We start from the raw sequence: 12,774 nt of genomic DNA on the forward strand, positions 1-12,774 counted from the left end.
GACCTATGAAGCTCAGCCTTGTCTTCCACACCCCCGAAATTCCCGGCAATACGGGCAACGCCATCCGCCTGGCCGCTGTGACGGGGGCTCACCTTCACCTGGTGGAGCCGCTGGGTTTCGATTTGTCTGACGCAAAGCTTCGCCGCGCGGGACTGGACTACCACGACCTCGCGCACGTTACGGTCCACCCGAACATCGACGACGTCTTCACACAGCTGGTCGGCCGTCGCATCATCGCGTTCACAACGCACACCGACAAGCACTTCGGCCACCTTGAGTACCGCGAAGACGACGTTCTGCTCTTCGGCCGAGAATCCACGGGACTGCCGCAGAGCGTTGTCGACGATCCGCGGATCGAAGAGCGCGTGCGCATCCCCATGCTGCCCAGCCGCCGCTCCCTCAATCTTGCCAACTCCGCATCCATTGCCGCCTACGAAGCCTGGCGCCAGCTGGGCTACCCCGGCGGCTGCTGAACGCCAGAAGGAGACAGACCATGACGCATCGACGCGCGCTGACAGTTGCCGGCTCCGATGTTTCCGGCGGCGCAGGCCTTGCCGCAGACCTCAAAATGTTCAACGAATACGGGGTCTTCGGCGCATCCGTCATCACCTGCATCGTCACCTTTGACCCGGCGGAGGGCTTTGACCACACGATCGACTTCACCACGCCCGAAAGCGTGATACGGCAGTTCGACTCCACTCTCGGGGCCCACCGCTTCCACGCGGTCAAATCCGGGATGCTCGGAAGCGTTGACACCGCACCCATGCTCGCCCAGCGCCTGCGCGATATCGACGCCCCTTACGTATTCGACCCCGTGCTGACCTACAAGGGCAGCGGCAAAGGCGTCATCGATCTCTCCCAGATGATGCTGGAGACCTATGTGCCTGCAGCTTCGGTCATGACACCCAATCTGGACGAAGCGGCAAAGCTGATCGGCGCGGACTCCCTTGACTCTGCTGAAGACATGATCGCCGCGGCCAAACAGCTGCACGCCCTCGGTGCGGCAAGCGTCGTCGTCAAGGGCGGTGCCCGCTTCCCCGGCCCGGACGCCGTCGACGTCTTCTACGACGGTTCGACGGCCCACGTACTGCGCTCGCGCAAGGTCAATGACGAACTCGTCAACGGCGCCGGGTGCTCTTTCGCATCCTCGATTGCCGCCGGCCTCGCCCTGGGACACAAGCCGCTCGACGCGGTTGTCAGCGCAAAGGTGAAGGTGGCGCACGGAATTGCCCGCTCCATGCCCAACGCAATGAACGTCAACTCGATGTTCCACCCGGCCGCCCGCGTCTGGCCGCACCCCGACGTGTCCGTCACCGTCAGCTGAAACAGCCCCGTCCGGTGAGCTCCGCCTCGCAGGTCACATTCTGAAGCCCCAGCGTTTTGGAACCTCACCCGGAAAGCATAAAGCCGCCGGTCCCACGCAGGGATCCGGCGGCTTCTTCGGCGCAGATTACTTGCGCTTGCCGAAGGACTTGTAGCGGTCCTTGAACTTCTCAACACGGCCAGCGGAGTCGAGGATGCGCTGCTTGCCGGTGTAGAACGGGTGCGATGCCGACGAGATTTCAACGTCGACGAGCGGGTAGGTGTTGCCGTCTTCCCACTCGATGGTCTTGTCGCTCTTGACCGTCGAACGGGTCAAGAGCTTCTTGCCCGAAGCGAGGTCGTTGAAGACAACCGCCTGGTATTCGGGGTGAATGTCCTTCTGCATAAGTCTTTCCTTTGAATTCGTCAGAGCCCCTGGTGCGACCGAGTCGCCTGCCAGCTGCTCAAATTCGGATGTGCCGACGCTGAGGCGTCAACCTATGAGACTATACCGGATCAGCACCTGCAAAGCGAACTGATTCAGGGAGTCAGCGCGTCAGCCACCGGATGAGCCCGGCGTAGTTGTACGGCGGAATGTTGTCGTCCAGTGGTACGCAGACCTCCACCTGGCCCTGGGCTTGCGCGACGAAGAGGGCCGGGTCATTGCAGTCGGCGTAGCCCACTGTGCGCAGTCCCCTGCTGGCCGCGGCCCCCGCCCATCCGTGGTCGGCAACCACGAGGTCGGGCATGGGCTGGCCGGCTTCATCCAGCGCGTCGAGCAGCGCGTGCATGGGCTCGGCCAGGTGCGTGTGCGGCAGGCCGCCGTGAATGTGCCAGTGCCACACACGGCCGATCTGGCGGACGTCCCCGCCTTCTGACTGCAGCGGAATGAACTGGTCAAGCCGCACGAGTGCAGCACCCAGCCGCTCAGCCCAGGCGGCAGTGGCTTCGTGCACCGGCAGAAGCCCCGAAGGGTGGCCGGTGGCAAAGAGGATGCGCTCACCGCGCCCAGCCGCGTCAGATACTGCCGCCCGCAGACGGTCCAGACCGTCCATGCACAGCTCAGTGGAGATCGTGTCAGCGCCTTCCGTGTAGTCCCGCTGCGGTCGAATGCCGCAGCGGGCAACCATGACGTCGAAGACGGAGTCATAATCCCAATCGCGCGTCAGGGGCACGCCGAAGTCGAAATTGCGCTCCTGGGCCAAGAACCTGTGGATGTGCGACAGGTTGTTCTCCCTCGGTGTTGCAACCTCGCCGGTCACCCCGCCTTCAATCAGCGATCGGGCGGCGGCATCGCGGGTGATTTCAGCCATCGGCGTCCTCCTGAAGTGCAAACACTGCCACAGCCGCTGCCGCAGCCACATTGAGTGAATCGATTCCGTGGGACATGGGGATGATGACTCTGGCATCGGCGGATTCGATTGTCCGGCGACTGAGCCCGGCGCCTTCAGTGCCCATAACCAACGCGGTCTTGCGGTGCCCTGCCCGGGCGAACTCGCGAACGCTCATCGCGTCATCGCGCAGAGCCAGAGCCGCAGTTGTGAAGCCGTGCTCACGCAGCAGGTCAATGCCGCCGGGCCACGGTTCGATCCGCACCCACGGCACGGAGAAGACTGTGCCCATCGACACCCGGATGGAGCGCCGGTACAGCGGGTCGGCGCATCGTGGACTGATGAGAACGGCGTCAGCGCCAAGTGCTGCCGCAGAGCGGAAGATCGCACCGACATTCGTATGATCGACGATGTCCTCCAGCACTACGACCGTCCTGGCCCGATCGAGAATCGTTTCGAGTGTTGGCTGCGGTTTGCGCTCCATGGCCGCCAGGGCTCCCCTGTGCAGGTGAAAGCCGACGATGTTTTCAAGTTCAGCCGGTGTTCCCAAGATGATGGGGGCGTCTGAGCTGGCCAGCTGTGGTGCGAGATCAGCCAGCCAGTTGGGCCGCAGCAGGAACGAGCGCGCGCTGTATCCGGCGGCAAGCGCCCGTGTCACGATCTTGGATGACTCTGCAATGAACAGCCCCTCGGCGGGTTCTCGTTTGCTGCGCAGCTGAACATCCGTCAGATCCGTGTAGTCCGCAAGCAGAGTCCCGGACGCCTGAGAAGACCGGATGACCCGAGCTTCGTCGATGCCGTGAGTGCGGAGAATCTGCTGAATCTGCGCGTCGTCAATATCGCGCTTGGCCGGGGTGTTCACAGCTGGATGATGCGGAAGAAGGCGATGATGCTGAGAATGACGATAATGCCGCGCAGCAGCGGGTCGGGCAGCTTCTGGGCGAACTTGGCTCCTGCGTAACCGCCGATGAGCGATCCGATGGCGACAAGCAGCACGGCCGTCCAGTTGATCTTGTCGAACCCGACGATCATGTAGACAACGGCTGCAACCGTGTTGACGCCGAGAACGAGAACATTTTTGAAGCCGTTGATCTGCTGCAGCGAATAGGCCGTGAGAACACCCAGGAGGCCTACGAGCAGAACACCCTGCGCGGCGGCGAAGTAGCCGCCGTAGATTGCGGTGAAGAAGATTGCGGCCAGAGCTGCCGCCTTCATGGCAGTTGAGGCGTCTTCCGGCTTGGCCGGTGCCGTGTGCCCCGTCCTTACTGCCCGAGCAGTCAGGGCCCGTTTGAGGAACGGCTGCCCGATCACGAGAACGACCGCTAGAACAATGAGCACCGGCACTACGGCCTCAAATGTCGTCGAGGGCAGAATCACCAGAAGCAGCGCGCCTACAACAGAGCCGAGAATCGACGCGGGCAGCCACACGGCAACCTGTTTGCCGTAGCCGGCCATCTGCTTTCGGTAGCCCAGGGAGCTTGCCACATTGCCGGGGATGAGACCCAGCGCATTGCTCATCGTCGCAGTCTGCGGCGGAACCCCAAAAGCGACCAGAGCCGGGAACGTGATGAGCGTTCCAGACCCGACGGCCGCGTTGATTGCGCCGGCGCCAAGGCCCGCGGCGAAGATGAGCAGAGCCTCGACGAGGCTGAATGATCCCATCAGTTCAAGCGCGCCTGCGCGTGGAAGCGCCCTTCGGTGACGGTGAGCTTGATGGGCAGATCGAAAGTCTCCGACAGGTTTTCTTCTGTGATGGCTTCCTTGATTTCACCGGCTGCGACTACGCCGCCGTCGCGAATGAGCAGGGCGTGCGTCATCGACTGCGGAATCTCTTCGACGTGGTGGGTCACCATGAGGGTGGTCGGCGCGTATTTTGAGCCGACGATCTCGGTCAGCGCCCGCACGAGCTCTTCGCGTCCGCCCAAGTCAAGGCCCGTTGCCGGTTCGTCCAGCAGGAGCAGTTCGGGATCGGTCATGAGCGAGCGGGCAATCTGCACGCGCTTCTTTTCGCCGTCGGACAGCGTGCCGAATCGACGAGAGCCGAAGCCCTCGATTCCGAAGGCCGCCAAGAGGTCATCAGCGCGGGTGAGGTCGACGTCCTCGTAGTCCTCCACCCAGCGGCCGAGCACTCCGTAGGCGGCGGTGAGAACGACATCGCGCACTTTTTCGCTGCCGGGAATCCGTTTGGCAAGCTGCGAGGACGAATAGCCGATCCGCGGCCGCAGCTCGAAAACGTCAACCCGCCCCAGGCGCTCTCCGAGGATGTCGATCGTGCCTTCTGTCGGGTGCATGCGTCCGGCCGCAAGCTCAAGGAGCGTCGTCTTTCCAGCGCCGTTTGGACCGAGAACAGCCCAATGTTGGCCTTCTTCAATCTTGAGAGAAAAATCTGAGAGGAGCTGATTGGCTCCTCGGCGGACACCGACGTCGTCTAGCTGCAGGACAATGCTCATACGACGAACTCTAACCTATACTCGGACCGATGATTCCCCCCTCTCCTGACACGTCGGCCGTGTTCTTCGTCGCTTCGCTCCAGTGCCTCCTTTCCCAGACCAGGCCGCCGGATGCGGTGGTTGACTCATACACCTCGGCTGGGTCTGCGGTCCCACTGATTGTAGATGATCCGGTCTTCTCCGCCGACCTGCCCGAGGGCCTTCTGCTGTGGGCGGCACAGCTGCGCCGCGCAGGCATCGACTCGGCATACACCGTCCTCGTCCACCCCACGCTTCCACACCGGGTGCCCCGCACCGACCGTGAGCACCGGGGCCTATTATCTCGCGTGTCAAATGTCACAGTTCTTGAAGCGCAGGGCGTTTCACGCGCCCTCGTCGTGCTCAATGCCGAAGGCACGGCTCGGGTGATTCCCACGGCCGCTGTGCCTTCCACACCTCTGGGCACTGTGTCTGCTTCCGAGGCGGTGCGGGCTCTGCGCGAATGCACGATGGAAGGGCTGGCTCTTGTTGAGCGGCTGGGCGACGAGCTGCCGGAAGATCTGCGTCAGGCCCCGTGGCGTGACTGGCAGGCGGACATGGCGCTGGGCCGCCTGGCAGAGAACATCGGGTTTCTTCTGCCGGAGCCGAGGTGGGCGGCAAGTCTGGTCACAGCGTGTGAAATCCATTCGCTCCTGGCACCGATTTTGGCTCCCCAAACGCTGCAGCCGCCGGAGTTCGGCGCTCTGCTCGCCCGCCTTCACGCCGCGGCAGCCGCAGTTGTGTGGTCTGTTACCCGAGCCCGGTGAGCCGCATTCGCTCACATACAATCGCGGCATGGATCGACTGAGCATCATCACCGACGACGACGGTCTTTTCGTCCGCTCCGACCTCTTTGACGAAGACGAGCAGCACATTGTCGCCCGCGAGCTGCGTGAACAGCACCCCGACGGTGACCTGTGGACCGTCCCCCTGCCCCTGGGCCTGCTTGGACCTGAGCTGGTTGTGATGGATGTCGATTCGACCTTCATCAACGAAGAGGTCATTGAAAAACTCGCGGCACACGCTGGACGCGAAGCACAAGTGCGCGCCGTAACCGAACGCGCCATGGCAGGTGAGCTCGACTTCGCCGAATCGCTGATCCACCGTGTCGAACAGCTGGCGGGCGTACCGGCCTCGGCGCTGGACGAAGTTGCTGCCGCCGTCACGTTGACCCCCGGTGTTGAAACCCTTGTGGCGAACCTGCACGCGGCCGACTGCCGTATCGCGCTGGTTTCAGGCGGCTTCACCGCAGTGGTCCAGCAGATCGCCGGTTCCCTCGGAATTGACGATGTCACTGCCAACGGGCTTGAGATCGCCGAGGGCGTTCTCACTGGGAAGGTCAGCGGTCCGATTGTCGACAGGCAGGCAAAGGCCAACCGGCTGCTGGAGATCGTCGAAGCCGAAGGGCTCGACACAGCGCGCACCGTGGCCATCGGCGATGGAGCCAATGACATCGACATGATTGAAGCCGCGGGCTTCGGCATTGCCTTCTGCGCCAAGCCCGCGCTTATCGAACGGGCCGATGCTCAACTGCGCACCCGGCGGCTCGATGCGGTCTATCCCGGACTGACGGGTATGAGCCTGTAGGCCAAAACCACCCGGCAATCCCCCGCGGGCAGGCGAAAGCTCCGGCGAACCATCCGGGCACAGAAGAGGCGGTGGGCCCCACTTGGGGACCCACCGCCTCTGCTGTGTATTTGAAGGTGCCGCAGAACCGGTTTTTAGGCCTGTTTTTGGGCCCAGATGTTCACGGCAGCGGTCTCAAACCCGTTCTGTGAAGTCGAGAATCTGCGGCTGTGGGAGGACTCCCGCCGCGTCTTCCCAGCTGTCGATCGTGAAAACCGCGATAGAACTGGGGCGGAATTTCTCAACCGGGACGCCCGAGAATTCGGACACCGCTTGGGCGACGGTGGGATTGTGGCCCACGATGATCGCCGCCTGCGAGTCCGGCGGAATGGTCGCAACAGCTTCACGCCAGTCAAGAACCTGCGCCTGGTACAGCGCGTCGTCCAAACGCACCTGGGGGCTGCTGTTCAGCTGCTCGATGATGAGCTGCGCGGTTTCCGTCGTTCGCCGCGCACTCGAAGCTATTGCGAAGTCGATCGGAAGATCCGCGAGGTGTTCGCCAGCTCGTCGCGCTTCTTCGCGTCCTTCGGGCGTGAGCGGACGGTCGTAGTCAGGTCCGGCTTCGTTCGACGCGTGGGCGTGACGGGCGAAGATCAGAGTGGGCATTATCCGCTGCCTCAGGATCCGGTTGAGTGCAGGCCGCCGTCAACGTGGATCATCGAACCGGTTGTCTTGGGGAACCAGTCCGACAGCAGGGCGACGATTCCGCGACCGGCGGGTTCCGTGTCGCTTTGGTCCCAACCCAGCGGCGCGCGGTCGCCCCATACGTCTTCGAACGCGTCAAAGCCCGGAATGGACTTCGCTGCGGTGGTCTTGAGAGGACCTGCCGAGATGAGGTTGACGCGGATGTCGTGTTCACCGAGGTAGCGGGCCAGGTAGCGGCTTGTGGACTCGAGTGCGGCCTTCGATACGCCCATCCAGTCGTATGCGGGCCAGGCGACCGTCGCGTCAAACGTCAGGCCGACGATTGAGGCTCCCTTGTTGAGCACCGGCTGAGCAGCGACAGCGATGGCCTTGAGCGAATATGCCGAAACGTGAAGGGCATTGGATACGGATTCCCACGGCGTGTCGAGGAACACACCGCCGAGTGCGTCCTTTGGTGCGAAGGCGATCGCGTGGACAATGCCGTCGATGTTGCCGCCCAAACGCTCGGGAAGTGCGGCGAGGTCGTCTTCGTTCGTCGCGTCGAGCTCGATGACCTCAGCCGGCTTCGGCAGGCGTTCGGCGATGATCGACGTGATCTTCATCTGGCGTCCGAAGGACGACAGGATGACCTCGGCGCCCTGTTCCTGAGCCAGGCGGGCTGCCGAAAAGGCGATGGACGATTCAGTGAGCACACCCGTGACGAGGATGCGCTTGCCTTCGAGAATTCCCATGATGTTCCTTTCTACAAGATTCTGCTGTCAGTGACCCATGCCGAGGCCGCCGTCAACCGGAATGACGGCACCGGAGATATAGGCGGCGTCATCCGAGGCCAACCAGGCGACGACCCCTGCGACCTCTTCCGGGAGGGCGAACCGCTTAGCGGGGATGGTGTCGAGGTATTCCTTCTGCTGCTTTTCGGGCAGTTCATCAGTCATGTCCGTCTTGATGAAGCCCGGGGCAACAACATTTGCCGTGATGCCGCGGGCACCGAGCTCGCGAGTGAGCGAACGCGCCATGCCCACGAGCCCAGCCTTGGCTGCCGAGTAGTTGAACTGACCGGGCACGCCGTAGAGGCCCGAAACAGAGGAAATGAAGATGATGCGGCCGAACCGCGAGCGGACCATGTTGGTGATCCCCGGTTTGACGGTGCGGAACACACCCGTGAGGTTGGTGTCGATGACCTGTTCGAATTCATCTTCTGACATCCGCATCAGCAGGTTGTCCCGCGTGATGCCTGCATTCGCCACTACGACTTCAACGGTGCCGAGCTCATTTTCGATCGCTTCATAAGCCGCTTCCAACGACGCGAGGTCCGTGACATCCGCGGCGACCGCGAATGCTCCTTCGGGAGCATCGCCGTTGCGCGAGGTGACAGCGACCTTATCGCCCTGGGCCAGGAAACGTTCGGCGATCGTGCGACCGATGCCGCGGTTTCCGCCGGTTACAAGAACAACACGGGGTTCAGCCACGCTGGTCCTTTCAATCTGGAGTCAATCTCTCCCAACCTAGCCTAAAGCCCAGTCGGGCGTGGTTGAACAACAAAGGAGCGATATGCTTTTGTAGTCCGTTTGAAAGGTGGGGAGACGTGAACAGCAGGCCCGCGGTCAACATCACCTCGGCCAGCGAATCTCACGAAGCCGATCTCAACGCGCGCACCCGCAAGTACCTGATACTCATGGCCATTCGCATGGTCTGCTTTGTCGGGGCTGTATTCGCACACGGCTGGTTTCGCTGGGCACTTGTCGCCGGCGCCGTCGTCCTTCCGTGGATTGCCGTTCTCATTGCCAATGCCGTCGTCCGCCGTTACAGCCCGATCGATGCCGAACAGCCCGCGCCCACCGCAGCCCCGCTGGGCCAGCCAAAACAGAGCAGCCCGGCCGCACCGGACGACCCGATCATCATCGACGGCGAAATCGTGGAGGACGACGATGACTGACCTGCAGTGCTCGGCAAAGGGCTGCCCAGCACTGGCGTCGTGGGCTCTTCTGTGGAACAACCCGAAACTCCACTCCGATGAACGCCGCAAAGTGTGGCTGGCCTGCAGTCTGCACCGAGAAACCCTCGAAGAATTCCTCACACTCCGGTCATTTCTGCGTGAAACTGTGCCCGCAGACCGTATTCCCCCAGGAGCTGGATAAGTGCGCTACGGATTCCTCTTCTCCGCAAAATGGCTGCGCTACATCGCCATTGCAATCATCTTCGCCATCGCGTGTGCGCTTTTGGCCAACTGGCAGAACAGCCGCCGTGAAGCCCGCAACGCCGAAATCGAGCGCATCGAAGCGAACTACAGCGCTGCCCCGCAGCAGCTGCACAAGGCGGTGCCGTCCGCATCAGACCAGCTGCCGGATGAGGCCGATTGGAAACACGTGACCGTCACCGGGACCTACGCCGCAGACCATACGGTCCTTGCGCGCAACAGGCCTCTGGGCGGGCAGCCCGGATATTTCGTCGTCACACCGCTGCAGACCGACAACGGTCCCGTGGCAGTCGTGCGCGGGTGGACACCGAGCTCAAGCAGCCCCGATCCGAGCAGCGTGCCCGCTCCCCCGCACGGCACCGTCACAGTCGACGGCTGGATTCGCCCCGCGGAAGACGGCAAGCCCGATGACAACACTGTCGGCACGGTCAAACAGCTCGATCCGAAGGTGATGGGAATCGACGACGGATACACCGGCCTGTATCTCCAAGCCGGCAGCGAAGACCCGCAGGCAGACGAAGCCCTCACGGGCCTGCCGAAGCCATCGGTCGATCCCGGCTCTCACCTGTCCTACACCCTGCAATGGATTCTGTTCGGCGCTATGGCACTCGGTGCGATCATCGTCGCAGCCGTGCGAGAACGCAGGGCAATCGCGGCGGGCAAGGACCAGCAGCAGGCCGACTACGTCGTCGTGGAAAAGGCTGCGATCGCACACGGAGTGCGCACCTCCGGCAGCCGCTACGGCGACGATGGGCGCAGGGTCAGATCAGGCCGTCGTGACCGTTCGGCAGAGGCAGACGAAGACGCGCTTCTGGACTCCCAGGGCTGGGGCTGAGACTGCGAGACCAGAGCCCCAGCTCACTCGCATCAGGCCAGTTCAACCAGGTCCAGGTAGTCCTCGCTCCACAGGTCCTCGTCAGCATCCGGCAGCAGCAGCACCCGGTCGGGGTTAAGAGCCTCAACAGCACCGGCATCGTGCGTCACCAGCAGGATCGCACCCTCATAGCGTTCAATGGCCGACAGGATCTCCACCCTCGACTGTGGGTCGAGGTTGTTTGTCGGCTCATCTAGAAGAAGCACATTGGCTGAAGACACCACGAGGCAGGCCAACGCCAGGCGGGTCTTCTCGCCGCCGGAGAGAACGCCCGCGGGCTTGTCGACGTCTTCGCCGGAGAACAGGAATGAACCGAGCACAGTGCGCACCTTCGTGTCGTCAAAAGCATCCGGTGCGGCCGACTGCATGTTCTCCAGAACCGTCCGCTCAAGATCGAGTGTGTCGTGTTCCTGCGCGAAATAGCCCAGTTTGAGGCCGTGCCCGGCAACGACTTCGCCGCTGTCTGGTTCTTCGACACCGGCCAGAAGCTTCAGCAGGGTTGTCTTTCCGGCCCCGTTGAACCCGAGAATCACAACGCGCGTGCCCCGGTCAACAGCGAGGTCGACACCGGTGAACACCTCCGTCGAACCGTACGCTTTGGACAGGCCGCGCGCCTCAAGCGGTACCCGACCGCACTTGGCAGGTTCGGGGAACCGGAGGTCAGCGACCTTTTCGCGCTGCCTCTCCCCCTGTGTGCTGGCCAGAAGCCGGTCCGCCCTCTTGGCCATGTTCTGCGCGGCAACCGTCTTCGTGGCTTTCGCGCGCATCTTGTCGGCCTGGGCGTGCAGGGCTGCAGCCTTCTTTTCGGCGTTGGCGCGTTCACGGCGCCTGCGACGTTCGTCGTCTTCACGCTGTTTGAGGTACTGCCGATAGCCCATCGAATAGATGTCAATGCACTGGCGCGTGGCGTCGAGGAAGAACACCTTGTTGACGACTTCGTCGATCAGGTCGAGGTCATGCGAGATGATGATGAGCCCACCGGGATACTTGGCCAGATAGTCCCGCAACCACAGAACGCTTTCGGCATCGAGGTGGTTGGTCGGCTCATCGAGAATCATGGTCTTCGGTGCTTCAAACAGAATTCGGGCCAGTTCGACCCTGCGCCGCTGACCGCCGGAAAGAGTCTGCAGCTCTTGTTTGAGAAGCTCCGCATCCAGCCCCAGATTGGCTGCAATCGCAAGCGCTTCAGATTCAGCAGCATAGCCGCCGGCGGCTATGAATTCGTCTTCAATGCGCGGGTACTTGTCGATGGCCTTCGACGCGGTGTCCGGATCAGGCGAAGACATCTGCTCCTCCGTGCGGCGCAGACGCTTGGCCAAAACGTCGAGCTCCCGCCCGGCTAGGATCCTCTCTTTGCCCGTCATGCGGAGATTGCCCGTCCGCGGATCCTGCGGCAGATAGCCGACCGAACCGGAGCGGAACACCTGCCCGGCGCTCGGCGGCACCTCGTCCATGAGGGCCTTTGTCAAGGTGGTCTTGCCCGCGCCGTTGCGACCCACCAGACCAACCCGGTCACCCTTCTCGACGCGGAAGGTGACATCGGACATGAGCACGCGGGCGCCCACCGTGATTTCGAGGCCGGATGCGGCAATCATTCCGCAACCGCCTTCTCAATGAGTGTGCGCAGGTACTGCTGCGGGCGGACGCCGTCTTCACGTGCGCGCTCGGCGATGGCCCCCGCGAGGTCACGCGGAACATCTGCCCAGATGCGCACCGTATCTGTGGTCGAGGCCGCGGTTGAGCGGTCCTCGGAAGACGAGGTGCCGGAGGATGAGGACTCGGCTGTGCCACTGCCTGCGGTGTCGGGTTCGTTCGCAGCTTCTCCGCTGTACCCGGGACCACTGTCGGGCTTCGCGCCTTTCTGATAGGCGCCTGCCGCAGCTCGGGCGAGATCATCGGCCCTTTCGTTCATCCTGTGGTTTGCGTGCCCCTTCACCCACTCGTATGTGATGGAGCGGCCCGCAGACTTGGCAGCAGACATGAGTTCATCGAGCTGCTTCATGAGGTCGTCGTTGAGCACGGGCGATCCGTTGGCTTTCTTCCATCCGCGCTTCTTCCAGCCGGTCATCCACTTGGTGATCGAATTGATGGCGTACTGCGAATCACACAGAACGTGCACGTCAGCGCCAGAATCCTCGACTGCGCGGAGGAGCTCGATGACGGCCTGCAGCTCTCCGCGGTTGTTCGTCGCCTTGGGCCACCCGCCACAAGCCCACTGGTCGTCGCTGATGTACCAGGCCCAGCCGGCGGGGCCGGGATTGCCGAGAGCCGAACCGTCAACGGCTGCGATGATCGTCACAGAACTCCTAGAGAAGACTTTGGGGGCGGGTA

At 62.8% G+C, this 12,774-nt stretch carries 17 protein-coding genes; 7 read left to right on the forward strand and 10 right to left on the reverse strand.

What is annotated here, in order from left to right:
- Positions 1-5 precede the first annotated feature (5 nt).
- Positions 6-473 (forward strand): tRNA (cytidine(34)-2'-O)-methyltransferase, encoded by a 468-nt coding sequence (locus HMPREF3162_RS06495; protein ID WP_070572710.1) that lies wholly within the window; start codon positions 6-8, stop codon positions 471-473.
- Positions 474-493: 20 nt separating this feature from the next.
- Positions 494-1,324, forward strand: coding sequence for a bifunctional hydroxymethylpyrimidine kinase/phosphomethylpyrimidine kinase (locus HMPREF3162_RS06500; protein WP_070572708.1), 831 nt, complete (start codon positions 494-496; stop codon positions 1,322-1,324).
- A 126-nt stretch (positions 1,325-1,450) separates the two neighbouring features.
- Here the strand turns inward: HMPREF3162_RS06500 and HMPREF3162_RS06505 are convergent, their stop codons facing one another.
- From HMPREF3162_RS06505 to HMPREF3162_RS06525, 5 genes are all read right to left on the reverse strand, one after another.
- Positions 1,451-1,708, reverse strand: coding sequence for a type B 50S ribosomal protein L31 (locus HMPREF3162_RS06505; protein WP_070572706.1), 258 nt, complete (start codon positions 1,706-1,708; stop codon positions 1,451-1,453).
- Between the two features lie 142 nt (positions 1,709-1,850).
- Positions 1,851-2,615, reverse strand: coding sequence for a phosphatase (locus tag HMPREF3162_RS06510; protein ID WP_070572704.1), 765 nt, complete (start codon positions 2,613-2,615; stop codon positions 1,851-1,853).
- Positions 2,608-3,495, reverse strand: coding sequence for a TrmH family RNA methyltransferase (locus HMPREF3162_RS06515; protein WP_176747344.1), 888 nt, complete (start codon positions 3,493-3,495; stop codon positions 2,608-2,610). Before HMPREF3162_RS06515 ends, HMPREF3162_RS06510 begins: the two co-directional genes overlap by 8 nt.
- Positions 3,492-4,295: a sulfite exporter TauE/SafE family protein gene (locus HMPREF3162_RS06520; RefSeq protein WP_070572702.1), complete on the reverse strand. Its 804-nt coding sequence runs from the start codon at positions 4,293-4,295 to the stop codon at positions 3,492-3,494. The genes HMPREF3162_RS06515 and HMPREF3162_RS06520 overlap by 4 nt, the downstream gene beginning before the upstream one ends.
- The gene (locus HMPREF3162_RS06525) at positions 4,295-5,083 is read right to left on the reverse strand and encodes an ABC transporter ATP-binding protein (protein WP_070777325.1); all 789 of its coding nucleotides are present in this window, start codon (positions 5,081-5,083) and stop codon (positions 4,295-4,297) included. Before HMPREF3162_RS06525 ends, HMPREF3162_RS06520 begins: the two co-directional genes overlap by 1 nt.
- A gap of 29 nt (positions 5,084-5,112) precedes the next feature.
- Here HMPREF3162_RS06525 and HMPREF3162_RS06530 point away from each other — a divergent pair, with 29 nt between their 5' ends.
- Both HMPREF3162_RS06530 and serB read left to right on the forward strand, forming a co-directional pair.
- Positions 5,113-5,868 (forward strand): hypothetical protein, encoded by a 756-nt coding sequence (locus HMPREF3162_RS06530; protein WP_070572698.1) that lies wholly within the window; start codon positions 5,113-5,115, stop codon positions 5,866-5,868.
- A gap of 28 nt (positions 5,869-5,896) precedes the next feature.
- Positions 5,897-6,688, forward strand: a complete 792-nt coding sequence (gene serB, locus HMPREF3162_RS06535; protein WP_070572696.1) for a phosphoserine phosphatase SerB — start codon at positions 5,897-5,899, stop codon at positions 6,686-6,688.
- 174 nt (positions 6,689-6,862) lie between these two features.
- Here the strand turns inward: serB and HMPREF3162_RS06540 are convergent, their stop codons facing one another.
- The 3 genes from HMPREF3162_RS06540 to HMPREF3162_RS06550 are packed head-to-tail and all read right to left on the reverse strand — an operon-like array spanning position 6,863 to position 8,841.
- Complete coding sequence (locus HMPREF3162_RS06540) at positions 6,863-7,333, reverse strand: SixA phosphatase family protein (RefSeq protein WP_070572695.1); 471 nt, start codon at positions 7,331-7,333, stop codon at positions 6,863-6,865.
- An 11-nt stretch (positions 7,334-7,344) separates the two neighbouring features.
- Positions 7,345-8,103 carry an enoyl-ACP reductase FabI gene (gene fabI, locus HMPREF3162_RS06545; RefSeq protein WP_070572693.1) on the reverse strand — a complete coding sequence of 253 codons (759 nt, stop codon included), beginning with the start codon at positions 8,101-8,103 and terminating at the stop codon, positions 7,345-7,347.
- A gap of 27 nt (positions 8,104-8,130) precedes the next feature.
- The gene (locus tag HMPREF3162_RS06550; protein ID WP_070777328.1) at positions 8,131-8,841 is read right to left on the reverse strand and encodes a beta-ketoacyl-ACP reductase; all 711 of its coding nucleotides are present in this window, start codon (positions 8,839-8,841) and stop codon (positions 8,131-8,133) included.
- Positions 8,842-8,957: 116 nt separating this feature from the next.
- Between HMPREF3162_RS06550 and HMPREF3162_RS06555 the strand changes: the two genes are divergently transcribed.
- The 3 genes from HMPREF3162_RS06555 to HMPREF3162_RS06565 are packed head-to-tail and all read left to right on the forward strand — an operon-like array spanning position 8,958 to position 10,404.
- Positions 8,958-9,308 carry a DUF3099 domain-containing protein gene (locus HMPREF3162_RS06555; RefSeq protein ID WP_070572689.1) on the forward strand — a complete coding sequence of 117 codons (351 nt, stop codon included), beginning with the start codon at positions 8,958-8,960 and terminating at the stop codon, positions 9,306-9,308.
- Entirely contained in the window at positions 9,301-9,510 is a 210-nt protein-coding gene (locus HMPREF3162_RS06560; protein WP_070427988.1) for a hypothetical protein, read from the forward strand. The genes HMPREF3162_RS06555 and HMPREF3162_RS06560 overlap by 8 nt, the downstream gene beginning before the upstream one ends.
- Positions 9,511-10,404, forward strand: coding sequence for an SURF1 family cytochrome oxidase biogenesis protein (locus HMPREF3162_RS06565; protein WP_070572687.1), 894 nt, complete (start codon positions 9,511-9,513; stop codon positions 10,402-10,404).
- A gap of 32 nt (positions 10,405-10,436) precedes the next feature.
- On the opposite strand, the gene HMPREF3162_RS06570 is transcribed toward HMPREF3162_RS06565, so the two are convergent.
- Positions 10,437-12,038, reverse strand: a complete 1,602-nt coding sequence (locus tag HMPREF3162_RS06570; RefSeq protein WP_070572685.1) for an ABC-F family ATP-binding cassette domain-containing protein — start codon at positions 12,036-12,038, stop codon at positions 10,437-10,439.
- Entirely contained in the window at positions 12,035-12,742 is a 708-nt protein-coding gene (locus HMPREF3162_RS06575) for a ribonuclease H family protein (protein ID WP_070777331.1), read from the reverse strand. The genes HMPREF3162_RS06570 and HMPREF3162_RS06575 overlap by 4 nt, the downstream gene beginning before the upstream one ends.
- Between the last annotated feature and the right edge of the window lie 32 nt (positions 12,743-12,774).

Origin of the sequence: Brevibacterium sp. HMSC07C04 (assembly GCF_001815905.1) — a bacterium.
Taxonomy (GTDB): Bacteria; Actinomycetota; Actinomycetes; order Actinomycetales; family Brevibacteriaceae; genus Brevibacterium.

Coding starts and splice junctions, on each gene's coding strand:
- HMPREF3162_RS06495 (WP_070572710.1), top strand. CDS start 6: ATGAAGCTCAGCCTTGTCTTCCACACCCCCGAAATTCCCGGCAATACG.
- HMPREF3162_RS06500 (WP_070572708.1), top strand. CDS start 494: ATGACGCATCGACGCGCGCTGACAGTTGCCGGCTCCGATGTTTCCGGC.
- HMPREF3162_RS06505 (WP_070572706.1), bottom strand. CDS start 1,708: ATGCAGAAGGACATTCACCCCGAATACCAGGCGGTTGTCTTCAACGAC.
- HMPREF3162_RS06510 (WP_070572704.1), bottom strand. CDS start 2,615: ATGGCTGAAATCACCCGCGATGCCGCCGCCCGATCGCTGATTGAAGGC.
- HMPREF3162_RS06520 (WP_070572702.1), bottom strand. CDS start 4,295: ATGGGATCATTCAGCCTCGTCGAGGCTCTGCTCATCTTCGCCGCGGGC.
- HMPREF3162_RS06525 (WP_070777325.1), bottom strand. CDS start 5,083: ATGAGCATTGTCCTGCAGCTAGACGACGTCGGTGTCCGCCGAGGAGCC.
- HMPREF3162_RS06530 (WP_070572698.1), top strand. CDS start 5,113: ATGATTCCCCCCTCTCCTGACACGTCGGCCGTGTTCTTCGTCGCTTCG.
- serB (WP_070572696.1), top strand. CDS start 5,897: ATGGATCGACTGAGCATCATCACCGACGACGACGGTCTTTTCGTCCGC.
- HMPREF3162_RS06540 (WP_070572695.1), bottom strand. CDS start 7,333: ATGCCCACTCTGATCTTCGCCCGTCACGCCCACGCGTCGAACGAAGCC.
- fabI (WP_070572693.1), bottom strand. CDS start 8,103: ATGGGAATTCTCGAAGGCAAGCGCATCCTCGTCACGGGTGTGCTCACT.
- HMPREF3162_RS06560 (WP_070427988.1), top strand. CDS start 9,301: ATGACTGACCTGCAGTGCTCGGCAAAGGGCTGCCCAGCACTGGCGTCG.
- HMPREF3162_RS06570 (WP_070572685.1), bottom strand. CDS start 12,038: ATGATTGCCGCATCCGGCCTCGAAATCACGGTGGGCGCCCGCGTGCTC.